Source organism: Limnohabitans simekii (SeqCode) (assembly GCF_965234735.1).
Taxonomy (GTDB): domain Bacteria; phylum Pseudomonadota; class Gammaproteobacteria; order Burkholderiales; family Burkholderiaceae_C; genus Limnohabitans; species Limnohabitans simekii.
In genome coordinates this window covers 92,539-115,406 of record NZ_OZ248542.1, presented here as the reverse complement: position 1 = coordinate 115,406, position 22,868 = coordinate 92,539, and the positions used below count along the sequence as shown (strand labels likewise).

At 58.0% G+C, this 22,868-nt stretch carries 24 protein-coding genes; 9 read left to right on the top strand and 15 right to left on the bottom strand.

The genetic code is table 11. The annotated features are described in order from the left end of the window. Nucleotides 1–51: 51 nt before the first annotated feature. The 6 genes from rpsG to AC8GFP_RS06980 all read right to left on the bottom strand — a co-directional run bounded on the left by rpsG (nt 52) and on the right by AC8GFP_RS06980 (nt 4,353). Nucleotides 52–522 (bottom strand): 30S ribosomal protein S7, encoded by a 471-nt coding sequence (gene rpsG, locus AC8GFP_RS07005; protein WP_506611633.1) that lies wholly within the window; start codon nt 520–522, stop codon nt 52–54. Nucleotides 523–674: 152 nt separating this feature from the next. Next, on the bottom strand, nt 675–1,052 hold the full coding sequence (gene rpsL / locus AC8GFP_RS07000; RefSeq protein WP_145895503.1) for a 30S ribosomal protein S12: 378 nt from the start codon (nt 1,050–1,052) through the stop codon (nt 675–677). Nucleotides 1,053–1,169: 117 nt separating this feature from the next. Then, nucleotides 1,170–2,318, bottom strand: coding sequence for a D-alanyl-D-alanine carboxypeptidase family protein (locus AC8GFP_RS06995; RefSeq protein WP_506611631.1), 1,149 nt, complete (start codon nt 2,316–2,318; stop codon nt 1,170–1,172). Nucleotides 2,319–2,454: 136 nt separating this feature from the next. After that, nucleotides 2,455–2,790, bottom strand: coding sequence for a (2Fe-2S) ferredoxin domain-containing protein (locus AC8GFP_RS06990; protein WP_506611629.1), 336 nt, complete (start codon nt 2,788–2,790; stop codon nt 2,455–2,457). Between the two features lie 10 nt (nt 2,791–2,800). Further along, nucleotides 2,801–3,919 (bottom strand): VanZ family protein, encoded by a 1,119-nt coding sequence (locus tag AC8GFP_RS06985; RefSeq protein ID WP_506611627.1) that lies wholly within the window; start codon nt 3,917–3,919, stop codon nt 2,801–2,803. 5 nt (nt 3,920–3,924) lie between these two features. Beyond that, complete coding sequence (locus AC8GFP_RS06980) at nt 3,925–4,353, bottom strand: CopD family protein (protein WP_506611625.1); 429 nt, start codon at nt 4,351–4,353, stop codon at nt 3,925–3,927. A 75-nt stretch (nt 4,354–4,428) separates the two neighbouring features. On the opposite strand from AC8GFP_RS06980, the gene hemB reads away from it, so the two are divergent. Then, nucleotides 4,429–5,433: a porphobilinogen synthase gene (hemB, locus tag AC8GFP_RS06975; protein WP_506611623.1), complete on the top strand. Its 1,005-nt coding sequence runs from the start codon at nt 4,429–4,431 to the stop codon at nt 5,431–5,433. 3 nt (nt 5,434–5,436) lie between these two features. Here the strand turns inward: hemB and AC8GFP_RS06970 are convergent, their stop codons facing one another. Both AC8GFP_RS06970 and AC8GFP_RS06965 read right to left on the bottom strand, forming a co-directional pair. Next, nucleotides 5,437–6,129: a dienelactone hydrolase family protein gene (locus AC8GFP_RS06970; protein ID WP_506611621.1), complete on the bottom strand. Its 693-nt coding sequence runs from the start codon at nt 6,127–6,129 to the stop codon at nt 5,437–5,439. Nucleotides 6,130–6,139: 10 nt separating this feature from the next. Then, on the bottom strand, nt 6,140–6,745 hold the full coding sequence (locus AC8GFP_RS06965) for a 2-hydroxychromene-2-carboxylate isomerase (protein ID WP_506611619.1): 606 nt from the start codon (nt 6,743–6,745) through the stop codon (nt 6,140–6,142). A 102-nt stretch (nt 6,746–6,847) separates the two neighbouring features. On the opposite strand from AC8GFP_RS06965, the gene AC8GFP_RS06960 reads away from it, so the two are divergent. The 4 genes from AC8GFP_RS06960 (at nt 6,848) to AC8GFP_RS06945 (ending at nt 11,827) form a co-directional block, all read left to right on the top strand. Beyond that, nucleotides 6,848–7,603: an SDR family oxidoreductase gene (locus AC8GFP_RS06960; protein ID WP_506611617.1), complete on the top strand. Its 756-nt coding sequence runs from the start codon at nt 6,848–6,850 to the stop codon at nt 7,601–7,603. A 100-nt stretch (nt 7,604–7,703) separates the two neighbouring features. Continuing rightward, nucleotides 7,704–9,215, top strand: a complete 1,512-nt coding sequence (locus AC8GFP_RS06955) for a CoA-acylating methylmalonate-semialdehyde dehydrogenase (RefSeq protein ID WP_506611615.1) — start codon at nt 7,704–7,706, stop codon at nt 9,213–9,215. 6 nt (nt 9,216–9,221) lie between these two features. Further along, nucleotides 9,222–10,883, top strand: a complete 1,662-nt coding sequence (locus AC8GFP_RS06950) for a GMC family oxidoreductase (RefSeq protein WP_506611613.1) — start codon at nt 9,222–9,224, stop codon at nt 10,881–10,883. 164 nt (nt 10,884–11,047) lie between these two features. After that, on the top strand, nt 11,048–11,827 hold the full coding sequence (locus tag AC8GFP_RS06945; RefSeq protein WP_506611611.1) for a sulfite exporter TauE/SafE family protein: 780 nt from the start codon (nt 11,048–11,050) through the stop codon (nt 11,825–11,827). Here the strand turns inward: AC8GFP_RS06945 and mrdA are convergent. From mrdA to AC8GFP_RS06925, 4 genes are read right to left on the bottom strand one after another with little or no spacing between them, the layout of a single operon-like run. Beyond that, on the bottom strand, nt 11,816–13,810 hold the full coding sequence (mrdA, locus tag AC8GFP_RS06940; protein ID WP_506611609.1) for a penicillin-binding protein 2: 1,995 nt from the start codon (nt 13,808–13,810) through the stop codon (nt 11,816–11,818). The genes AC8GFP_RS06945 and mrdA overlap by 12 nt on opposite strands. Beyond that, nucleotides 13,807–14,337, bottom strand: coding sequence for a rod shape-determining protein MreD (gene mreD / locus AC8GFP_RS06935; protein WP_506611607.1), 531 nt, complete (start codon nt 14,335–14,337; stop codon nt 13,807–13,809). The genes mrdA and mreD overlap by 4 nt, the downstream gene beginning before the upstream one ends. After that, on the bottom strand, nt 14,334–15,251 hold the full coding sequence (gene mreC, locus AC8GFP_RS06930) for a rod shape-determining protein MreC (RefSeq protein ID WP_506611605.1): 918 nt from the start codon (nt 15,249–15,251) through the stop codon (nt 14,334–14,336). Before mreC ends, mreD begins: the two co-directional genes overlap by 4 nt. Further along, nucleotides 15,252–16,295, bottom strand: a complete 1,044-nt coding sequence (locus tag AC8GFP_RS06925; RefSeq protein ID WP_506611603.1) for a rod shape-determining protein — start codon at nt 16,293–16,295, stop codon at nt 15,252–15,254. A gap of 91 nt (nt 16,296–16,386) precedes the next feature. On the opposite strand from AC8GFP_RS06925, the gene gatC reads away from it, so the two are divergent. The 3 genes from gatC to gatB are packed head-to-tail and all read left to right on the top strand — an operon-like array spanning nt 16,387 to nt 19,714. Beyond that, on the top strand, nt 16,387–16,719 hold the full coding sequence (gene gatC / locus AC8GFP_RS06920) for an Asp-tRNA(Asn)/Glu-tRNA(Gln) amidotransferase subunit GatC (protein WP_506611601.1): 333 nt from the start codon (nt 16,387–16,389) through the stop codon (nt 16,717–16,719). Next, complete coding sequence (gene gatA, locus AC8GFP_RS06915; RefSeq protein ID WP_506611599.1) at nt 16,716–18,236, top strand: Asp-tRNA(Asn)/Glu-tRNA(Gln) amidotransferase subunit GatA; 1,521 nt, start codon at nt 16,716–16,718, stop codon at nt 18,234–18,236. Before gatC ends, gatA begins: the two co-directional genes overlap by 4 nt. Continuing rightward, a complete protein-coding gene (gene gatB, locus AC8GFP_RS06910) occupies nt 18,233–19,714 on the top strand; it encodes an Asp-tRNA(Asn)/Glu-tRNA(Gln) amidotransferase subunit GatB (RefSeq protein ID WP_506611597.1) in 1,482 nt (493 codons plus the stop codon). The genes gatA and gatB overlap by 4 nt, the downstream gene beginning before the upstream one ends. A gap of 39 nt (nt 19,715–19,753) precedes the next feature. Here the strand turns inward: gatB and AC8GFP_RS06905 are convergent, their stop codons facing one another. Together AC8GFP_RS06905 and vapB are read right to left on the bottom strand one after the other, a co-directional pair. Further along, nucleotides 19,754–20,161, bottom strand: coding sequence for a type II toxin-antitoxin system VapC family toxin (locus tag AC8GFP_RS06905; protein WP_506611595.1), 408 nt, complete (start codon nt 20,159–20,161; stop codon nt 19,754–19,756). Continuing rightward, nucleotides 20,161–20,397 carry a type II toxin-antitoxin system VapB family antitoxin gene (vapB, locus tag AC8GFP_RS06900; RefSeq protein WP_506611593.1) on the bottom strand — a complete coding sequence of 79 codons (237 nt, stop codon included), beginning with the start codon at nt 20,395–20,397 and terminating at the stop codon, nt 20,161–20,163. Before vapB ends, AC8GFP_RS06905 begins: the two co-directional genes overlap by 1 nt. A 210-nt stretch (nt 20,398–20,607) precedes the next feature. On the opposite strand from vapB, the gene AC8GFP_RS06895 reads away from it, so the two are divergent. Continuing rightward, nucleotides 20,608–20,868 (top strand): helix-turn-helix domain-containing protein, encoded by a 261-nt coding sequence (locus tag AC8GFP_RS06895; RefSeq protein WP_506611591.1) that lies wholly within the window; start codon nt 20,608–20,610, stop codon nt 20,866–20,868. On the opposite strand, the gene AC8GFP_RS06890 is transcribed toward AC8GFP_RS06895, so the two are convergent. Further along, nucleotides 20,841–22,586, bottom strand: coding sequence for a lysoplasmalogenase family protein (locus AC8GFP_RS06890; RefSeq protein WP_506611589.1), 1,746 nt, complete (start codon nt 22,584–22,586; stop codon nt 20,841–20,843). The two genes, AC8GFP_RS06895 and AC8GFP_RS06890, sit on opposite strands and share 28 nt — an antisense overlap. Nucleotides 22,587–22,868 lie beyond the last annotated feature (282 nt).

Genomic DNA, 22,868 nt, shown 5'->3' with positions numbered 1-22,868 from the left:
ACATCGCGCCGACAACCCCAGCCACACATGAGACCCGCGATGCGGGTGCTTTTAGAAGCGGAAGTGTGAGAACGCCTTGTTAGCCTCAGCCATGCGGTGAACTTCGTCACGCTTTTTCATGGCGCCGCCACGGCCTTCGGCCGCTTCCAGCAATTCATTGGCCAAACGCAAGGCCATGGATTTTTCGCCACGCTTGCGAGCAGCTTCTTTGATCCAACGCATGGACAAGGCCAAGCGACGAACAGGACGCACTTCAACAGGCACTTGGTAGTTGGCACCACCGACACGGCGGGATTTCACCTCGACCATGGGCTTGACATTGTTGATGGCGTGGCTGAACAACTCGAGGGGGTCTTTGCCAGATTTGGCTTGGATTTGTTCCAGGGCACCGTAGATGATGCGCTCGGCAACCGCTTTTTTGCCGCTTTCCATGACAACGTTCATGAATTTGGACAGCTCGATGTTGCCGTATTTGGGATCAGGCAGTATTTCCCGTTTCGGGACTTCGCGACGACGTGGCATGTTTCTTCCTTTGTGTTTCAGTTGGATGTGCTGGGCACATCCGCGAAGGCCATGAAGACCTCCACTTACTCGACCCGCGCAAACTACAGGTTTGCTCTAACGGATCTTTGTTTTGCAAGCCCAGCCAGAGCCTGCAAAACACCTGATGTACATCAGGCTTTCTTGGGGCGCTTGGCGCCGTATTTGGAACGTGACTGCTTGCGGTCTTTCACGCCTTGCAAGTCGAGTGAACCGCGCACGATGTGGTAACGCACACCGGGCAAATCTTTGACACGACCACCGCGCACCAACACCACAGAGTGTTCTTGCAGGTTGTGGCCTTCGCCGCCAATGTAGGAAATGACTTCAAAGCCGTTGGTCAAACGCACTTTGGCCACTTTACGCAGGGCGGAGTTTGGTTTTTTAGGGGTGGTGGTGTACACGCGGGTGCAAACACCACGACGCTGTGGCGAGTTTTGCATCGCTGGGCTCTTGGACTTGGTCTTTTCGACTTCGCGTCCGTGGCGCACCAATTGATTGATGGTTGGCATTGAGAATGTCCTAACAAAGGGGGGTATTCGGTAATTCCGAAAAGCCCAACAGTATAGCAGTGAAGCTCGTCCGGCCTAGAAAAAATTAAATGGCCCTCAAAATGAATAGGCAAGTATTCATTTCAGCCACAAGGTCAGCGCGTCCCAAGTGCGGCCAAAAAACCCGGCCTCTTGGACATCGCTCAAGGCCAACAAACGGGTTTCCGTCAAGGGCACTTGATCAAGCATCACTTTCAAGGTGGCCACCGGTTGGTTTTTGACCAAGGGTGCGAACAAAGGATCGGGGCGGGTGACCAAGGTTTTCAGGCGGGCAGCTTGACCTTGTGGCACGGCCACCACGATCGGCTGGGGGCGCCCCAATCCCACTTGGTTGTCCCGGCCTTTGTAAATGGCTGGGGTCACCACGGCTTGGTTGGCTTCAAACAATTTCACGCCGTCATAAGCGATATAGCCCCAGTTGAGCAGTTTTTGGGCCTCTTCGGCACGGGCGTTTTCACTGCCAGCGCCCAAAATGATGGCCAGCAAGCGGCGGCCTTGCAAATTGGGAAAGTCGCGCTTGGCAGTGGCAACCAAACAATATCCTGCTGCATCCGTATGGCCTGTTTTCAAACCATCCACGGTGGGGTCGCGAAACAGCAGCAGGTTGCGGTTGCTGTCGTTGGCGGCTGGCGTGCCCGGGTATCGGTATTTCTTGATCGCGTAGTAGCCCACAAACTCCGGAAAGTCTTGCATCAAGCGGGTGGCCAATATCGACAAATCGCGTGCCGTCGTGATGTGGCCGGACTCGCCCAAACCTTCGGGATTTTTATAGCCCGTGCTGTTCATGCCCAAGGCCTTGGCTTGGGCATTCATCATCTCCACAAAATGCTCTGAAGTGCCGCCAACGGCTTCAGCCAAGGCCATGGTGGCGTCATTGCCTGACTGCACGATCATGCCTTTGATCAGGTCCTCGACGGGAACTTGCATTTTGGGGTCGATGAACATGCGCGAGCCTGGCATCTTCCATGCCTTGGGGCTGACCGGCAAGGCTTGCTGCAAACTGATTTTTTTCGTCCGAAGCGCATCAAACACCAGATAGGCCGTCATCAACTTGGTGAGCGAGGCCGGTTCAACAGGCACATCGGCGTCCCGTTGCGCCAGCACCTGGTTGGCGCTGATGTCAAACAACAAATAAGCGCGGGCCGCCACCTCGGGCGCTTGGGGCATTTGTGCGCTGGCCGCTGACAAGAAAAAACCCAAGCACCAAATGAAGACCTTTTTTTTCATGGAAACCGTTGAATGAAGTTGTTGGCTGTTCAAGCCCAGAGATGGCGCAAGACCGGAGATTTCAGGATCGCCCATTGTCCATGAAAGAAATGACCCTCACTGGGCACCAAGCTCTTGGGCGAGGTGCCAGCAGGCCTCAGTGCCCAACATCATCTGGCAAGCGAAGTCGCTCCACCACTTGGCCCTTGATCAGATGTGACTCGATGATTTCATCAATGTCACTCTGGTCCACATAGGTGTACCAAACTGCCTCGGGGTAGACCACCATGACCGGTCCGCCCGCGCAGCGGTCCAAGCAACCCGCTTGGTTGATGCGAACGGCGCCAGCCCCGGACAGGTTGTGTTCTTTGACTTTGGCTTTGCAATGCTTGAAGGCCTCTTGGGCCTGATGATTGGCACAACACTCGCGCGGTCCCTCGCGTTGATTGAGACAAAAAAACACGTGGCGTTTGAAGTAGCTGGCAGATTCCATGGGCTGGATTCTAGGCGGCAGGTGTCTTGTGGAGCGTCAGGCGAACCCAGCATGTCAACCCCCATGCCAACAAGGTCCAAGGCCACAACCAACTGAGCCACTGACTCAGCCCGTGAAAACGAATGAACCGGCCCTGCTCCCAGGTTTGCACGGTTTGCGCCAAGTAGGTGCTGGCATCGAGTTGGTTCAACCACATCAGCAAAATCAACTGGGCCAGCACCATCAGGCCCAGATTCCAACGCAAGCTCAGCTTGATGCTTGCAACAGACAACAGCAAACCCACCGTCAAACCACCAAAAACCTGCGCGTTCACCCAAAACCAGGCATGTTCTGGACCGTAAGTGAGGGCGGCTGACAAGGCATTGAAAAGCACCGCGACCAACAACACAATCAACGCCCAAGCCAGACGTTGGCCCGAGCGACGCAACACGCCTTGGCCCAACAAAGTCGGTATCCACAAACCCAGGGCAACACACAAAAGCTCCATGCGCGGTGACAGGGATTGAAAAAAACCATCAGGCGGTAATTGATACAGCCACAACCACTCGGGAAAAATGTCCAGCCAATGGCTGCGCAACCGCTCCCACACATGACCCAGGCCGAGCGGCACAGCCACTGGGAAGAGCAAGGCTGGCGGCCACAAAGCCATCAGCACCAAGCTCCCCCTGGCATCTTGGGCTAGCCAGTTGTGGCGAAATTGCACCCAGTGGTAGAGCCACCCTCGTCTCTCCAAGGTGGCGGCCAGTATGGCGCCAAGCAAGCCCCCCGCTGTATTGCAAAGCCAATCGACTTGCGAAGGCACCCGAACAGGTAAAAAACTTTGCAAACTTTCCAAGCTGAATGACAAGCTGCTGGTCAACACCCACGCCAAGACAAGGGCTGGCCAGCGGGCATGGCCCGTTCGCAGTGCGGCCAAGCAAAGCCAAAAACCCAAGGGCACATAGCCCAAGAAGTTGCCCCACAAGTCAAACGCGGTCAGGTATTTGGGCCAAGGCGCCGAGACAAACGACCAAGGTGGGATGTCTTGGTTGCGCCAGGCGTCAAATGGGTAGAGGCTGGCGTAGACCGTGACCAGCACGCACAACCAAGCCAGCGTCCATGCAGTGGTGCGTTGCTTGGGTGGCGGCATGCGGTTCAAAAAGGTTTGACCACCACCAACACCACCGTGGCCAGCATCAGCAAAACGGGTAATTCATTGAACCAGCGGTACCAAACATGCGTGTGCGGGGTGTCGCCCTTTTCAAAATTTTTGAGTAAACGCATGCACCAATGGTGGTAACCCAAAGTCAGCAGCACCAAGAACAGCTTGGCATGCATCCAGCCCACTTGGCCACCGCGGCCAATCCCATAACCCAGCCACAACCACAGGCCCAGGGCCACGGCGGGAACCATCAGGATGGTGGTGAAACGAGCCAACTTGCGTGCCATCAGCATCAAGCGTTCATGCTCAGCGATGGACCCTGGGGGCACCATGGCCAAATTGACGAAGATGCGCGGCAAATAGAACAGACCCGCGAACCAACTGGCCACGAAAACAATGTGAAAGGCTTTGACCCAGAGCATGGGAGGAGTTTAGTGGCACGGCCACCTCGGGTTTCACCCCAAAAAGCCTGTCCTTGCTTGCGGCACAATTTAACGATGATCACGCCCTCCTTCCCCGCCGCCCGCCCACGCCGCTTGCGCCGTGACGATTTCACCCGCCGCTTGGTGCGCGAAAACACGCTCAGCGCGAACGACCTGATTTACCCGGTGTTCGTGCTGGACGGCGAGAAAAAACGCGAAACCATTGCCTCCATGCCAGGCGTCGAGCGCTTGAGCCTGGACCTGCTGCTGCCGGTGGCTGAACAATGCGTGAAGTTGGGCATTCCGGTCATGGCCTTGTTCCCAGTGATTGCGCCCGAATTGAAAACGCCCGATGGCCGTGAAGCCTTGAACGACAAAGGCTTGGTGCCGCGTGTGGTGAAAAGCCTGAAGCAACATTTCCCAGAGCTGGGTGTGATGACCGATGTGGCCTTGGACCCGTTCACCAGCCACGGCCAAGACGGTTTGCTCGATGACACCGGTTACATCTTGAACGACCCGACGGTGGAAGTGTTGGTGCAACAAGCCCTGACCCAAGCCAATGCGGGTGTCGACATCGTGGCCCCCAGCGACATGATGGACGGGCGCATTGGTGCCATCCGCCACCTCCTGGAAACCCATGGCCACATCAACACCCGCATCATGGCGTACAGCGCCAAGTACGCCAGCGCTTTTTACGGGCCGTTTCGGGATGCTGTGGGTTCAGCCGCCAACCTGGGCAAGGGCAACAAGAAGGCCTACCAAATGGACGCAGGCAATTCAGACGAAGCCTTGCGCGAGGTGGCCATGGACATCGCCGAAGGCGCGGACATGGTGATGGTCAAGCCCGGCATGCCTTATCTGGACATCGTGCGCCGGGTGAAAGACGAGTTCAAGGTGCCCACATTCGCCTACCAAGTGTCTGGCGAATACGCCATGCTCAAAGCCGCCGCGCAAAACGGCTGGCTCGACCATGATGCCGTCATGCTGGAGAGCTTGTTGGCTTTCAAACGCGCCGGTGCCGACGGTGTGCTCACTTATTTCGCCATCGCCGCCGCCGAAAAATTGCGCCAAGAAGCCTGAGGCTTACACGCCCAGGTGCTGGATGAAAAAGCCCAAGGTGCGCTCGAGCGCCAAGTCGGCGGCTTCAGCGTTGTAAGAGCCCCGGTGGTCGCAGTTGAAACCGTGGTCGGCGTTGTACACGTGCGTTTCGACATGAGGCTGGGCCAGCTTGAAGGCTTGCACCGTGTCCATCGGAATAAGGCTGTCGTGCTCGCCGAAATGCGCCAGCACCGGGCACTTTGGTTGACGATTGATTTCGGGCGGGAGCGTCATGCCGCCACCGTAATAACAAACAGCTGCACTCAAGCCGCCGACTTGCTCGGCAGCCCGCCAGGTCAACAAGCCGCCCCAACAGTAGCCCACCACCCCGACCAAACCATGGGCAGTTTGGGCCGCATGGTCCACCGCCGCTTGCACATCGGCCAAGACACCCGGTGCTGGCAGGGCTTCGGCTTGGTTTTTCAGAGCGCGGCCTTGGGCAATGTCCTCGGGTGTGTAACCCAAATGCACATCGTTTTTCAGTCTTGAAAACGTGGCTGGGGCGATGGCGTAAAAGCCCGCCATGGCAAAACCGTCTGCCACCGCAGTGATGTGTTTGTTGACGCCAAAAATCTCTTGCAAGATGACGATGGCGGCACGTGGCTTTCCTTTGGGTTGCGCCACGTAGGCTTCGCCCAGGTGGCCGTCATCTGCACGCAAATCAATCAACTGTCCCATGCACTCTCCTTCAGCCTTGTTGCAGGCGACGCTCTAAAAAGTCCAAGCGGTCTTGGCCCCAAAACAACTCACCTTCCACCACAAAGGTGGGCGCACCAAACACACCCAGCTTCAGCGCTTCTTCGGTATGGGCTTGGTAAAGCGCTTGCACATCGGCTTGCTGCGATTGCTGCAAACGCTCAGCAGGCAGGTGTTGCTCGTGCAGCACTTCGGCCAAGACAGCCGCATCAGCCAAATTGCGCTCTTGCGCCCAAACCACGGCCAACAAAGCACCACACACACGCATGGCGGCATCGGCACCATCGTGCTGGTCGACGGCAATGATCAGGCGCGAGGCGTCGTCACCGGGCACCGGGAAAAACTTGGGGTGCAGGTTCAAAGGCAGTTTGAGGAACGTTGAAAACCGTTTCAATTCGACCAAGCGATAGGCTTGGCGTTGCGGTGCACGCTGGCCCACAGGCAAGCCGCCGCTGGCTGGGAAAATTTGCCCGCCAATGTCCACGGGCTTGAGCCGCAACTTTGCGCCATGGGCTTGCGCCATGTCACTCAGGCGTTGGTGGCCGAGGTAAGTCCAAGGACTTTGCGGGGCCAGGAAGTAATCGATGGTCAGGGACATGCTGTTCTTTCGGTCGTGTTATCTTTTTCGGTTGCAAAGCTGCTGACGATCAGCGGCATCCTACCTATTTTGCGCAGGCGCGGCCTGCACGTTGGAGACACGATGGCATCTACGCAGCGCATTCTTCTCGTCACCGGCGGCGGTCGCGGCATTGGCGCGGCCACCGCAGTGTTGGCAGCCCAGCAAGGTTGGGCAGTGGCGGTGAACTATGCGCAAGACGCGCAATCCGCGGCCCAGGTGGTGAAGCACATCACCGAACAAGGCGGTCAGGCCCAAGCCTTTCAAGCCAATGTGGCAGATGAAGACCAGGTGATGGCCATGTTTGCGGCCATTGACCAACACATGGGGCGCGTCTCGGGCTTGGTCAACAACGCTGGCGTGGTGGATGTGTACGCGCGGGTCGATGAAATGAGCGTGGCGCGTTTGAAGCGCATGTTTGATGTGAATGTGCTGGGCAGCTTCATTTGCGCCCGCGAAGCCGTTCGGCGCATGAGCCCCAAACACGGCGGCAACGGCGGCAGCATCGTCAATGTGTCCAGCGCCGCCTCACGCATTGGCTCACCGGGCCAGTATGTCGATTACGCATCTGCCAAAGGCGCGATCGACTCGTTCACGCTGGGCTTGGCCAAAGAAGTGGCGGCTGAAGGCATTCGGGTGAATGCGGTGCGACCGGGTCTGATTGACACCGAGATTCACGCCTCGGGTGGCAAGCCCAATCGGGTGAAAGACCTGCAGCATTTGATTCCGGCCCAACGCGGCGGCACCGCCGACGAAGTGGCGCAAGCCATCGTGTGGTTGCTGAGTGACGCAGCCAGTTACACCACCATGAGCTTGGTGGATGTCTCGGGCGGTCGTTGATGACACCAACTGTTGACACGGCCAGCATGGCCTGATTGCCCGCGCGACCATCAAATTTGCAGCACGCAATAATCTAAGCTTGAAAACACGAGAAACCGCCATGAGCACCAACCCCATCCACCATCACATCCATGGCACAACCACTGCTGGCAGTTCCAAACGCAGCCAAGCCGTCACCAACCCCGCCACGGGTGCCGTCACCGGCCACGTGGCCTTGGCCAACGCTGCCGATGTCGGCCAAGCCGTGGCCGCTGCGCAAGCCGCATTTCCCGCTTGGGCCGATGCGCCGCCGCTGCGCCGTGCCCGGGTCATGTTCAAATTTTTGGAATTGCTGAACCAGCACAAAGATGCCTTGGCCCACGCCATCACCGCCGAACACGGCAAGGTGTTCACCGATGCCCAAGGCGAGGTGGCTCGTGGCATCGACATCGTCGAATTCGCCACCGGCATTCCGCAACTGCTCAAGGGCGATTACACCGAGCAAGTGGCCACCGGCATCGACAACTGGACACTGCGTCAACCTTTGGGTGTGGTGGCTGGCATCACGCCATTCAACTTTCCGGTCATGGTGCCCATGTGGATGTTTCCCGTGGCCATCGCCGCAGGCAACACCTTTGTCTTGAAACCCAGCCCAACCGACCCGACACCAGCGCTGATGCTGGCCGACTTGCTCAAGCAAGCCGGTCTGCCCGATGGCGTGTTCAACGTCGTTCAAGGCGACAAAGAAGCGGTGGACGCGCTGTTGGTACACCCCGATGTGAAAGCCATCAGCTTTGTCGGTTCCACGCCGATTGCCAACTACATCTACGAGACTGGCGCCCACCACGGCAAACGTGTGCAAGCCTTGGGTGGCGCTAAAAACCACATGGTGGTGATGCCTGACGCCGATCTGGACCAAGTGGTGGATGCGCTGATTGGCGCGGCCTACGGCTCGGCTGGAGAGCGTTGCATGGCCATCAGTGTGGCGGTGTTGGTGGGCGATGTGGCTGACAAAGTCATGCCCAAACTCATCGAGCGCACCAAAGCCTTGAAGGTCTTGAACGGCGAGAACCTGGCGGCCGAAATGGGTCCCATCGTCACCCAAGCCGCGCTTGAGCGCATCAGCGGTTACATCGCACAAGGTGTGAGCGAAGGTGCCAAGTTGTTGGTGGATGGACGTGGCTTCCAAGGCGCACAAGCTGGTGCGGGTTGCGACAAGGGTTTTTGGATGGGCGGCACGCTGTTCGACCAGGTCACCACCGACATGCGGATTTACAAGGAAGAAATTTTTGGCCCGGTGTTGGCCTGTGTGCGTGTCCCCGACTTCGCCACCGCTGTGCAAATCATCAACGACCACGAGTTTGGCAATGGCGTGTCTTGTTTCACCCGCGACGGCAACGTGGCGCGTGAATTCAGTCGGCGCATTCAAGTGGGCATGGTCGGCATCAATGTGCCGATTCCTGTGCCCATGGCGTGGCATGGCTTTGGCGGATGGAAGCGCTCTTTGTTTGGCGACATGCACGCTTATGGCGAAGAAGGCGTGCGTTTTTACACCAAGCAAAAATCCATCATGCAGCGTTGGCCGGAAAGCACGCCCAAGGGTGCCGAGTTCGTCATGCCGACCTCCAAATAAGACGGCATGTCCGACACGCAGTTCGACTACATCATCGTGGGTGCAGGCACCGCTGGTTGCTTGCTCGCCAACCGCTTGAGCGCCAGCGGTCGCAACCGCGTGTTGCTGATTGAAGCAGGCCGCAAAGACGATTACCACTGGGTGCACATTCCCGTGGGCTACCTGTATTGCATTGGCAACCCGCGCACCGATTGGCTCTACCACACCGAGCCCGCTGAAGGTTTGAATGGGCGCAGTCTGCGCTATCCGCGCGGCAAGGTCTTGGGGGGCTGCTCCAGCATCAACGGCATGATTTACATGCGTGGTCAGTCGCGCGATTACGACCACTGGGCCGAGGTGACAGGCGACGCCCGTTGGCGCTGGGACAAGGCCTTGACCTATTTCAAACGCCATGAAGACCACCACCAAGGCGGCGACGAGTTGCACGGTGCAGGCGGTGAATGGCGGGTCGACAAACAACGCTTGCGCTGGGATGTGCTGGACGCCTTTGCGCAAGCGGCGGTGCAAGCTGGTATTCCAGCCACCGACGATTTCAACCGCGGCAGCAACGAAGGTGTCAGCTACTTTGAGGTGAACCAGAAAAACGGTTGGCGCTGGAACACCGCCAAAGCGTTTTTGCGCCCCACCTGCTATGGCCGTGCGAATTTTGAAATGTGGACCAGCGCACACGTGAAGCGCTTGTTGCTGCAAACCGAAGCTGATGGCAGCCAACGTTGCACGGGTGTGCAGGTGTGGAATGGCCATGAACTGGTGAGCGCACAAGCCGACAAAGCAGTGCTGCTGTGCGCAGGTGCCATTGGCTCACCGCAACTGCTGGAGTTGTCTGGCATTGGCCAAGCAGGCTTGCTGCAACAACACGGCATCACGCCGGTCATTGATCTGCCGGGCGTGGGCGAGAACCTGCAAGACCATTTGCAAATCCGCGCTGTGTTCAAAGTCAAGGGTGTGAAAACCCTCAACACCTTGGCCAACAGTTGGTGGGGCAAGGCCGCCATCGGCTTGGAGTACCTGTTGCACCGCAGCGGCCCGATGAGCATGGCACCATCGCAGTTGGGCGCGTTCACCCGCAGCGACCCGAGCCAGCCGTGGCCGAACATCGAATACCACGTGCAGCCGCTCAGCCTGGATGCGTTTGGCGAACCGCTGCATCCCTTCCCTGCTTTCACGGCCAGTGTGTGCAACCTGAACCCGACCAGCCGTGGCACGGTGCACATCCAAAGCGCCGACCACACCCAAGCACCCCGCATCGCGCCGAACTACTTGGCCACCGATGCCGACCGCCAAGTGGCGGCCGATTCCTTGCGTGTCACACGACGCATTGCGGCCCAACCAGCGCTGGCCAAATACCAACCTGAGGAATGGAAGCCGGGCACGCAGTTTCAAACCGACGACGACTTGGCCCGCTTGGCAGGTGACATTGGCACCACCATTTTTCACCCGGTGGGCACGGCCCGCATGGGCCGCTTGGACGACCCACTGGCGGTGGTCGACAGCGAGCTGCGGGTGCGCGATGGCCGTGGCGGCGTGGTGCAAGGCTTGCGCGTGGTGGACGCCAGCGTCATGCCCACCATCACCAGTGGCAACACCAACAGCCCGGTGCTGATGCTGGCCGAACGGGCGGCCGAACTCTTGATCCAAGCAGACAAAAAAGCCTCGGGAAAGTCCTAGGTCACAAACCCATCCTTGCGCTCTAAAGTTCAGCCACTCGCATGGGGCTGTGGCCTCATGTTTGAGGGTCTGAGGAGACAAACAACGCAAACTTCATCCGAAGCGCAGCGTGATATGGAAAAAGCACCGCACAACGGTGCTTTTTTTTCGACCGAAAGAATCATGTGGACCTGCTGATCGTTACCTTGTTGTCTGGCTTGGCAGGTTTTGTCGATGCGGTGGTGGGCGGTGGTGGCCTGATCTTGGTGCCTGCCTTGTTTGCCACCTACCCTGGGGTGCACCCGGCCACTTTGTTGGGCACCAACAAATCGGCGTCGGTGTGGGGCACCTTGTTTGCCGCCGCGCATTACCAACGCCAAGTGCACATGGCTTGGCGGCCCTTGGCGGCAGGCAGCCTGATGGCCTTGGCGGGCTCGTTTGTCGGTTCCTACATCCTCACCCTGGTGTCGCCCACGTATTTGCGCTTGGGTTTGCCGGTGGTGTTGTTGGCGCTGTTGCTCTATACCATGTGGCAGAAAAATTTGGGTCAGCACCATGCGCCGCGTTTTACAGGCAGCGCCCAGCTGTGGGCGATGGCGGCGGTGGGTGGCAGCATGGGTTTGTACGATGGTTTTTTTGGTCCGGGCACCGGCAGCTTTTTGGTGTTCTTGCTGGTGCGAGTCTTGGGTTTTGATTTTTTACAAGCCTCGGCGCACAGCAAAGTCATGAACTTGGCCAGCAACTTGGCCGCTGTCAGCTTGTTGGCTTGGCAAGGCCATGTCTGGTGGCAAGTGGGGATTTATTTGGCGGTGGCGAATGTGGCGGGCAGTGTGTTGGGCACCCGCATGGCTTTGCAACATGGCGCCCGCTTTGTGCGCTGGTTGTTCATTGTCGTGGTGGCCGCGCTCACCTTGAAAACAGGCTGGGACGCTTGGCGCAGTTGGCAGCAGTTGTCAGCGCTCTGATTTGTCGTCCAGCACGGTTTCGTCAGGCACCACCGTGACCTTGGGCGGCCAAGGCATGCTGGCCACAGGGCGTTGTTTGCCGATCGGGCGGGTGGCCAAGCCTTTTTGAACCGCTTCAATATCCTCTTGTGAGGGATACAAACCCATCAACAAAAAATCGAATACGCGACGGGCAATAGGTGCTGCATTTTGCGCCCCGAACCCCGCGTTTTCAACAATCAAGGCCAAAGCCACCGTAGGGTTCTCTGCAGGTGCATAGGCCACATACAAAGCGTGGTCGCGCAATCGTTCGTCGATCTTGCTGGCGTCGTATTTTTCGTTTTGTTTGATGGAAAAAACCTGCGATGTCCCCGTTTTACCGGCGCTTGTATAGGGCGCATTGATGAAGCTAGAGGCGGAAGTGCCCTCCAGGTTCACGCCCACCATGGCGGCCTTGACCACATCCAAGTCTTCCTGCTTGAACTGCAATTTTTCAGTGACCACCAAGCCCTTGGTTTGCTTGTCTTTGGTCTCGACATCGACCACTTCACGCACCAAATGCGGCCGATTGCGCACCCCGTTGTTGGCCAACGTGGCGGTGGCTTGCGCCAACTGCAGCATGGTGAAACTGTTGTAACCCTGACCAATCCCCAAAGAGATGGTTTCGCCCGCATACCAGCGCTTTTGTTCGGGGCGCTTGTAGCTGTTTTGCTTCCATTCGGTGGACGGCAAGATGCCGCGCGATTCGCCTTGAATGTCAATGCCTGTGATTTGCCCAAAGCCCCACAGTCGCATCTGTTCATGCATCATGTCCACGCCCATGTCACGCGCCAAGGTGTAGTAGTAGGTGTCACAAGACTGAACAATCGATTTGTACATGTCGACCGTGCCATGACCACCCTCTTTGTCATCGCGGAAACGATGGTTGCCAAACATGAAGTAGCCTGGATCGCTCATCACATAGCTGGCGGATCGTTTGCCCGAGTTCAATGCCGCCATCGACATGAAGGGCTTGTAGGTGGAGCCGGGTGGGTAAGAACCACGCAAAGCGCGGTTGAGCAGCGGTTTGTCGGGCGACTGGTTCAACTTTTGCCAATTGTCGGTATCAATGCCTTCAACGAACAAATTCGGGTCGAACGTGGGCTTGCTGACAAAGGCCAACACCTCGCCGTTTCGAGGGTCCATCGCCACCAATGCGCCGCGCCGGTTGCCGTACAAATCTTCCACCAGTTTTTGCAACTTGATGTCGAGGGAAAGCACCACCGTGTTGCCCGGGGTGGCCGGACTGCTGCGCAAGCGGCGCACCGCCCGCCCGCCCGCAGATGTTTCCATTTCATGCACGCCCGTGTGACCGTGCAATTGGCTTTCGTAACTTTGCTCAATGCCCAGTTTGCCGATGTAATCGGTGCCGCGGTAATTGCCCGCATGGTCAGACTCTTCCAACTTTTCTTTTTCAGCTTGGTTGATGCGCCCGATGTAGCCAATCACATGACTGGCAAGCTCGCTATAAGGGTAGTTGCGAAACAAACGAGCGCGAATTTCAACCCCGGGGAAACGGTAGCGCTGCGCGGCAAAACGCGCCACCTCTTCATCGCTCAAGCGCGTGCGAATCGGCACCGATTCAAAGCTTTTGGACTCTTCTCGCAACTTGCGAAAACGTCGCTTGTCACGGCCTTGGATGTCAATCAATTGCCCCAGCTTCTCAATCACTTCGTCGATTGGTTCAGTGACATTGGATGGCGTGATCTCCAGCGTGTAAGCCGAGTAATTGGTGGCCAAGACCACGCCATTGCGGTCCATGATGACGCCCCGGTTGGGCACGATGGGCACGATGGCCGTGCGGTTGCTTTCGGCCTGGGCGATGAACTCTTGGTAGCGCCACAGTTGCAAATACACCAGGCGCAAAAAAAGCAAGCTGAAAATAAACAGCACGAACATCGAGGCCACCAGAACCCGCGCACGAAAGCGTCGAAGGTCGTATTCGACGTTGCGCAACAAGCTCATAGGGGACGGTGTTTGTCGGGGTCAGGCGCCCGGCGCTGCGGCGCCAGCAACAAAACGGTGATGACTGGCCAAAAACAAGCCTGAATAGCAGGCGCAATCATCATCGACCAACCAGGAAACACCCCGCCCGCGATGATGCGCACTGTGAGCTCAATCACCTGAGCCGCCAAGAAAACGGGGAAGACTTGCAAGGCTTGGGAAGGCACATCAAACCACAGAATGCGGCGATGGATCATGGTGGCCAAGAAACCTTGCACCGTGTAGGTGAGCGCGTGTTGGCCCAGCAACGAGGTTTGATGGACATCGGTCAACAAGCCCAACAAAAAAGCGATGCCCACACCGACTTTGAGCGGTTGGTGAATGGCCCAAAAAACCAACACCAAGGCCAACCAATCTGGCGACCAGGCTGCATTGCCAAACCAGAGCATGCTTTGCAACATGTCCAGGAGCAAGGCACAGGCCAAGCTGAACAGCATGAACATCGGATTGGCAGGCAGCAGCAACTGGTGGCCGCGCGGCATGATCATCGGCGACCACCTTTTTGCAGGGGTTGAGGCTCGGGCGGCAGGTCGTTGAAGTTGGGCATGTTGGAGTGCACAGGCTCCATCACCATGACATGACGCGCTCCTTGCACCCGCGCCAAGGACTCGCACAAAATCTTGGCAAACACGGAATCAGCACGGCGCTCAACCTTGACCACTTTGGCCACAGGAATGCCCGGCGGGTAAATCCCATCGACACCGCTGGTGGTCAAGACATCATCTACCTCGATGTCGGCGTTGGTGGCCATGTAGCGCAGCTCGAGCAAAGGTGCGCCCCCGGACTCGCCAAAAGCCACACCCCGCGCACCTGTTCGGGTGTTGAGCACAGGGATCGAATGCTCTCGATCCGTGACCAAGGTGATTTCACTCACCATCGGATGCACACGAGTGACTTGCCCAATGATGCCCTGCTCGTCCATCACCGGCGAACTGGTTTTCACGCCATTGTTGGCGCCTTTGTCGATGATCAATTTGCGGGTGAACGGGTCGGCCGCTTGGTACAAGACTTCGGCCGCCATGGCTGTGGAGCCCAGCCTATCGCGCAGCGACAGCAGTTCGCGCAGGTTTTTATTCTCTAAAGAGAGTTGTTCAAGTTGACTGGTGCGAACCGCCTGGGACAACACCTTGGCATTGGCCTGTTCCACATGTTCAAGGGCTTCTTGTCGACCCAGAAAAGCATTGTCCAGGTGATCCAACAACACCTGCGGGCGCAAGGCAAGCCACTGAACGGGGTAAATGACGAGTGACAAGGCCCAACGCGCGGGCTGAACAATGTTGTAGCGTTGATCCGCGAACATCAGCGCCACAGAGATGGCACTAAAGAGCAGCAGCTTGGTCAGCGCCGATATGCCTTGTTTGAAAAAAGGCGGCGGTGAGCGGTCAAGCGTGCCGAGTGGCATTTATTCGCTGGTGAAGATAGAACCCAAACGCTCCATGCGCTCCAAGGCCAAGCCACAGCCACGCACCACACAGGTGAGTGGGTCTTCGGCCACCAGCACAGGCAAGCCGGTTTCCTCGGCCATCAAACGATCGAGGTCGCGCAGCAAGGCGCCACCGCCAGTGAGCATCATGCCGCGCTCAGCAATGTCAGCGCCCAACTCGGGGGGCGTTTGCTCGAGGGCGTTTTTCACCGCCGACACGATGTTGTTCAAGGGGTCGGTCAGGGCTTCCAAAATTTCGTTGGAAGAAATGGTGAAAGAGCGTGGCACACCTTCGGAGAGGTTGCGGCCTTTGACTTCCATTTCGCGCACTTCGCTGCCAGGGAAGGCAGAGCCGATTTGTTTTTTGATGGCTTCAGCCGTGGGCTCGCCAATCAACATGCCGTAGTTGCGGCGGATGTAATTGATGATGGCTTCGTCGAACTTGTCGCCACCCACGCGCACACTGCCTTTGTAGACCATGCCGCCCAAGGAGATGACGCCCACTTCGGTGGTGCCGCCGCCAATGTCAACCACCATGGAGCCTGAGGCATCGGACACGGGCAAACCGGCACCGATGGCAGCGGCCATGGGTTCTTCAATCAGGTAGACCTCGGAGGCACCGGCGCCCAAAGCGGACTCGCGAATGGCACGGCGTTCCACTTGGGTCGAGCCACAAGGCACACAAATGATGATGCGGGGGCTGGGCTTCAAGAGGGAGCGTGGATGCACCATCTTGATGAACTGCTTGAGCATTTGCTCGGTGACGGTGAAGTCGGCGATCACGCCGTCTTTCATCGGGCGAATGGCTTCGATGTTGCCAGGTACTTTGCCAAGCATGGCCTTGGCTTCATGGCCCACAGCTTGAATGCTTTTCTTGCCTTGCGGTCCGCCTTCATGGCGAATCGACACCACGGAGGGCTCGTCGAGGACGATGCCGCGGTCGCGCACGTAAATCAGGGTATTGGCTGTGCCCAGGTCAATGGCCAAGTCGGTGGAGAAATACCGACGAAATGCTCCAAACATCACAATCCTCTCTGGGTGAATCCAGCAAAGGCGAGATAATACCTGATCACCCTGACTGCACCTTGGCTCTGGCCATGAGACTTTGAACCCTATGTCTTTGACTTCGAACGATATCCAGCGTCTGGCCCAACTCTCCCGTTTGCACTTTGACGCCCCCGCAAGTGCGCGTTTATTGGGCCAATTGAACGGTTTTTTCAACATCGTCGAGCAAATGCGGGCGATTGACACCAGCGGCGTGGTGCCCATGGCGCACCCGATCGACGCCATGCCCAATCTGGCAGCGCATGACCCTGCTGCAAAAGAGGGCATGCATTTGCGCCTGCGCGACGACCTGGTGAGCGAACCCAACCAACGCGAGGCCAACCAACGCAGTGCGCCCGCCGTAGAGCGCGGTTTGTTCTTGGTGCCCAAGGTGATCGAATGAGCGACCAAGCCTTGCATCAACAGTCCTTGGTTGCATTGCGTGCCAACTTGGCGAGCAAACAACTCAGCGCCACCGACGTGGCCCAGCATTTTTTGCAGCGCGCTCAAGCCGACACGCACCACGCTTTTCTGGCCTTCAACGAAGAAGCCACGATGGACCAGGCCACTTCCGCGCAACAACGCATTGACGCAGGCGACACGTCACCTTTGTTGGGGTTGCCCATCGCGCACAAAGATATTTTTGTCACCCGCGACTTCCCCACCACCGCTGGTTCGCGCATCTTGGAAGGCTACCGCTCGCCGTTTGACGCCACCGTGGTGCAGCGCTTGGCCGATGCAGGCATGGTCACCATCGGCAAACTCAGTTGCGATGAATTCGCCATGGGCTCGGCGAATGAAAACATCGCCGTGCCCGCCAGCAACCCACAAGCTGTCACCAACCCTTGGGATGTATCGCGCATCCCGGGCGGCTCTTCCGGCGGCAGCGCAGCGGCTGTGGCTGCACGCTTGGCCCCTGCGGCCACTGGCACCGACACCGGTGGCTCGATCCGTCAGCCTGCGGCGTTTTGCGGCATCACCGGCATCAAGCCCACCTATGGCCGCGCCTCGCGCTATGGCATGGTGGCCTTTGCCTCCAGCCTGGACCAAGCCGGTCCGATGGCCCGCAGCGCCGAAGATTGCGCTCTGTTGTTGTCGGCGCTTTGCGGCCCCGACCCAGACCGCGATTCCACGTCGCTGAATGTGGCGACCGAAGATTTTTCTCGTCTGTTGAAAGCACCCCAAGGCGACAAACCGCTGGCCAAAGCGGGCAAGGATGGCGGGGCTTTGAAGGTGGGCATCCCGAAAGAATTTTTTGGCGATGGATTGGCCAGCGATGTACGCACGGCCATTGACGCCGCATTGAAACAGCTTGAGCAACTTGGTGCCACCTTGGTGCCCATCGCCTTGCCGCGCACCGAGTTGTCGATTCCGGTGTACTACATCATTGCGCCCGCCGAAGCCTCCAGCAACCTCTCGCGTTTTGATGGCGTGAAGTTTGGCCACCGCGCCAAAGACTTCACAGACCTGGCCGACATGTACGAGAAAACTCGCTCTGAAGGTTTTGGTGACGAGGTGAAACGCCGCATCATGATTGGCAGCTATGTGTTGTCGCATGGTTATTACGACGCCTACTATTTGCAAGCGCAAAAAATCCGCCGCATGATCGCCGATGATTTTCAAGCCGCGTTTCAACAATGTGATGTGATCGCCGGGCCCGTGGCCCCCACAGTAGCTTGGAAGTTGGGCGACAAATCCGACGACCCCTTGGCGAATTATTTGGCCGACATCTTCACGCTGCCAGCCTCCTTGGCGGGCTTGCCCGGCATGAGCCTGCCCGTGGGCTTGGGTGAAGCCAACATGCCCGTGGGCATGCAACTCATGGGCAACTACCTGCAAGAGGCCCAGTTGTTGAATGTGGCGCACCAGTTTCAATTGCACACGCAACACCATTTGCAAACACCCGGAGGTGCCGCATGAGCGCCCCACTGGTTCACGGCTACGAAGTCGTCATCGGCTTTGAAACCCACGCGCAGCTGTCCACACAAAGCAAAATTTTCAGCCGCGCTTCCACCGCTTTTGGTGCCGAGCCCAACACCCAAGCTTGTGCGGTGGACCTGGCCTTGCCCGGCACCTTGCCGGTGATGAACAAAGGCGCTGTCGAACGCGCAATTCAACTCGGCTTGGCACTGGGCTCGCACATCGCCGAGCGCAGCATCTTTGCGCGGAAAAATTATTTCTACCCCGACCTGCCCAAGGGCTACCAAATCAGCCAGTTTGAAATACCGGTGGTGCAAGGTGGCGAGGTGTCTTTCTTCCTCGAGATGGGCCAAGAAACTGTGCATAAAACCGTGCGCTTGGTGCGGGCGCATTTGGAAGAAGACGCAGGCAAGTCTTTGCATGAAGATTTCATTGGGCAAAGCGGCATCGACTTGAACCGCGCGGGCACACCGCTGTTGGAAATCGTCACCGAGCCCGACATGCGCAGCAGCGCCGAGGCTGTGGCGTATGCGAAAGAGTTGCACAAAATCGTCACTTGGATTGGCATTTGCGACGGCAACATGCAAGAAGGGTCGTTTCGATGTGACGCCAATGTGTCGGTGCGCAAACCCGGTGCGCCCTTGGGCACACGCCGTGAAATCAAGAACTTGAACAGCTTCAAGTTCATGCAGCAAGCCATCGACTTCGAGGTGCGTTGGCAGATCGAACAAATTGAAGACGGCCACGCGATTCAACAAGCCACGGTTTTGTTCGACCCCGACACCGGCGAAACCCGCGCCATGCGCACCAAAGAAGACGCCGCCGATTACCGCTATTTCCCCGACCCCGATTTACCGCCGCTGCTGATTTCACGCGAGTGGGTGGCGCGGGTGCAAGGTGACATGGCCGAGTTGCCACGCGTGATGGCCGAGCGCTTTGTGCGCGACTATGGCCTGCCCGAGTACGACGCCACGCAACTGACGCAAAGCAAAGCCATGGCCGCGTATTTCGAAACCGCCGCCAAAGCCTGTGGCCAACCCAAACTGGCCAGCAACTGGATCATGGGCGAAGTGTCGCGCCGCATGAACAGCGGTGAAGTGACATTGGAGAACATCCCCGTCAGCTCCGCGCTGCTAGCGGGTTTGATCACCCGCATTGCCGACAACACCATCAGCAACAGCGCGGCGCGGCAAGTGTTTGAAGCGCTGTGGAGCGAAGCCAACGCATCAGCCGATGCAGATGCCTTGACCACCATTGACGCGCTGATTGACGCCAAAGGTTTGAAGCAGATGAACGACACCGGCGCGTTGGAAGCCATCATTGACGAGGTGTTAGCCGCCAACCCGAAGAACGTGGAAGAGTTCAAAGCGGGCAACACCAAGGCCTTGAACGGCTTGGTCGGACCCATCATGAAAGCCAGCAAGGGCAAGGCCAATCCGGCGCAGGTGAATGCGTTGTTGTTGAAGAAGTTGGGGTGATGGGCAGCTTTTGAAGGTCAGGCCTTGCTTGGTGGACCTTCAGTGACCACCCACCCAGTTTTCAAGCTTCAATGCTTTATAGGCTGAAAAATCTGACAGGTTGTTGGTGACCAAGGTCACCCCCATCGCTAGGGCGTGTGAGGCAATGAGTTTGTCCAACGCATCACGTTGTTTCTGTTGTGTGGCTAAACGGGTGGGGCCGTAGACCGCAGCAGCTGCACCATCAAACGGCACTGCGAGAACTTCCTGCAAAAAAGTGTCCAAGGCTTTGCGGTTGCGCGACTGCTGTTCACCCGAACAGGCCACGCCATATTCCAACTCGGCCTGTGTGATGGCAGAGATCACGACATCCCCCACATAACACTTTGCAAACCGCTCAGCCACTTCGGGCGGCTGATGCTTCATCAGGTAAACGCAAATATTCGTGTCGAGCATGTAGCGGGCCATCAGAGGGCCTCGCGTTCGGCTTGCTCTTGATCGCCGCGCCCACTGGCCATGAAGTCTGGGGAGAAACTGGCCAAGGCTTGCATGACATTCACCATGCGCCTTTGAGCTGGCCGGATGCGCAATTCATCGCCAACCCGCTCGATCACCAACTCCATGTCGTTGCTTGGAAATGCGAGCTCCGCAGGGATGCGAACTGCTTGCGAATTGCCGTTCTTAAACAACCTTGTGCTGGTCATGGCTCCTCCGGATGTGTGTACGTGTACATCATAGCAAATGCATTTGAAAGTTTACTTTCTGGTGTGGCTTGGAATCGTTAAAAGACCGATTTTCCGCCTGCTTGATGAATTCGCCCTTGTTCGGAACTCACGAATTCAGAACCCAGAACTCAACCCGCTAACACCAAACCATCTGCACCACGCGCCATTGGTCGCGTCAATTTGGCCAAGGTGGACGCCACCACAGAAGCGCAAATTCGCCAACATCAACGCATGGACACCTTGCAAGCCAAGGCCGATGGTGCGGCCTATGTGCGCGGCATTCGCGAACGCTTGGGGTTTTCGCAGCCCGACTTTGCCCTGCGCATCAACGTGCCCTTGGACACACTGCGCAATTGGGAACAAGGCAAACGCAAGCCGACTGGTGCGGCTTCAGCTTTGTTGAAAATTTTGGACAAAGCGCCTCAAGCCGCCTTGAAGGCCTTGGGGTAAGGCTCCAAACTCAACCTGCCCTGCACGATCAAGCCCTGAGCCAAGTAATAACTCGCCAGCACCCACAAACCGGCCAGCGGCAGGGGGCTGACGAATTTGTCCATCGCCAGCAACGCGTCTGACAGCATGAACAGCACGCTGCCCCAGGCCACCCAGCGGCTGCCTGCGCTGCCCAGGTGCTTGGCGCGGCCCCAGGCTTGCGCGGCCATGGTGGCAATAACCAGCACATAGGTGGCCACGGGCAGGCGCAGCTCTGGGGGCAAACCGTTTTGGTCCAGCACCACAAACACCAGCGCCGCCACCGAGATGAACACCGCCAAGGCGCGGCGGCTGTGCAGCCATGGCGCGTCACGGCTGAGCAACAGGATGAAGCACACATGCGCGGCCAAGAACGACAGCAAGCCCGGTAAAAACATGGCCGGGTAGAGCAACAACACATCGCCCACCCAAGACAAACCCAGCGCCCACACCAACCAACGTTGGATGCGCGGCGGCATGTGGCTGGCCGACCAGGCCTGGTACATCAGAGCCAGCATGGCCAGCGGTTTGGCCATATGAAACAGCTCTTGCCAGCCGCAGACATCGCTGGCCACTGTCAAAGCGGCCAGTTGCACAAAGGCGCACATGACGCCGCTGATGCGGTTTTGCAGCAAGGTGTTGACGCCCCACAAACCGGCAGCCACGGCCAGCACGCAGGTGGCGGCTTGGCCCCAAACCATGTCGTCCATGTGCCACAACAGCTTCATGGTCGCGCCCAGCAACAGCACAAACCAGGCCGTGGCTTGCACCAGGACGCTGCGGGTTTGGCGCGGTTGGTAGGGCGTGAACTGCTGCAAATTGAAGTCCGGTTTGGGGAAACGCGCGGCCACATCGGCCGGGCGCCAGCCGGGGTGCCGCAGCCAAACCATCAGCTTGTCTTGCCAGCGTTGGGCGTGCCAGCTGTCGTGCGCCAAGGCGGCATACACCTGCACATTCGCCCACAGCGGGTCCCAGCTGTGCAGCGGCGTGCGGGTGCCGTAAACGCAGGGCTGCTTGGGGTCTTCTTCTTTAAACGATCCAAAGAGGCGGTCCCACACCACCCAAATGCCGCCGTAGTTGCGGTCCACATAGGCGTCGTTCACGGCGTGGTGCACCCGGTGGTTGGACGGCGAGCAAAACCAGCGGTCAAACCAGCCCAAGCGGCCCACATGCTCGGTGTGCACCCAGAATTGATAGAGCAAGTCGATGAGCGCGACGATGCCAAACACCAGCGGCGGCACACCGGCCAGCGCCATCGGGATGTAAAAAATCCAGCCCAGCAGCGCACCCGAGGTGGACTGGCGCAGCGCCGTGGAAAGGTTGTAGTGGTGGCTTTGGTGGTGCACCGCGTGGCCCGCCCAAAACCAAGCCACCTCGTGGCTGACGCGGTGAAACCAGTAGTAGCAGAGGTCGTAGAACACCAGCGCCAGCACATAGCCGTACCAAGTGTTCCACCAGGCTTGCTCGGGGAACAAGCTGAGTTGCTCGAACACCAAGGTGTAGATACCGATGCGCAGTAAGCGGGTGAAGATGGCACTGATTTGGCTGATCATGCCCAGCGAAATGCTGCTGATGGCGTCGTCCAGCCGATAGCTTTGGGCGTTGGCCTGGCCTTGTCGCGCCAAGCGCAGGCCCCACAGCCATTCGGCCAAGATCAGCAGGAAAAACACTGGCGCGGCCAGCACGATGACAAAGCTCATGAGCGCGTCCTTGGAGGTGCAGGCTGGATATTAAGACACTTGAACAATGGCCTGGTTTGGCCTGCTGAAAAAGGGCTTGTTTTGAGGGGGTGGTCAGTGTGGGCGGTGCTTACGGCCGTTTTTATGATACATAAATTCAAAGTTTTGCCGTTTTTTTGTATCACGTTTCGCAGGTAATTGGAATCTGACCCCAATTACTCAATTACCCAAGTGCTCAGCTTGACCGACGTGCTGGGTCAAACGCGTAGCGAACGTTGCAGCTCCGCTGCGGTGAGCGGCGTT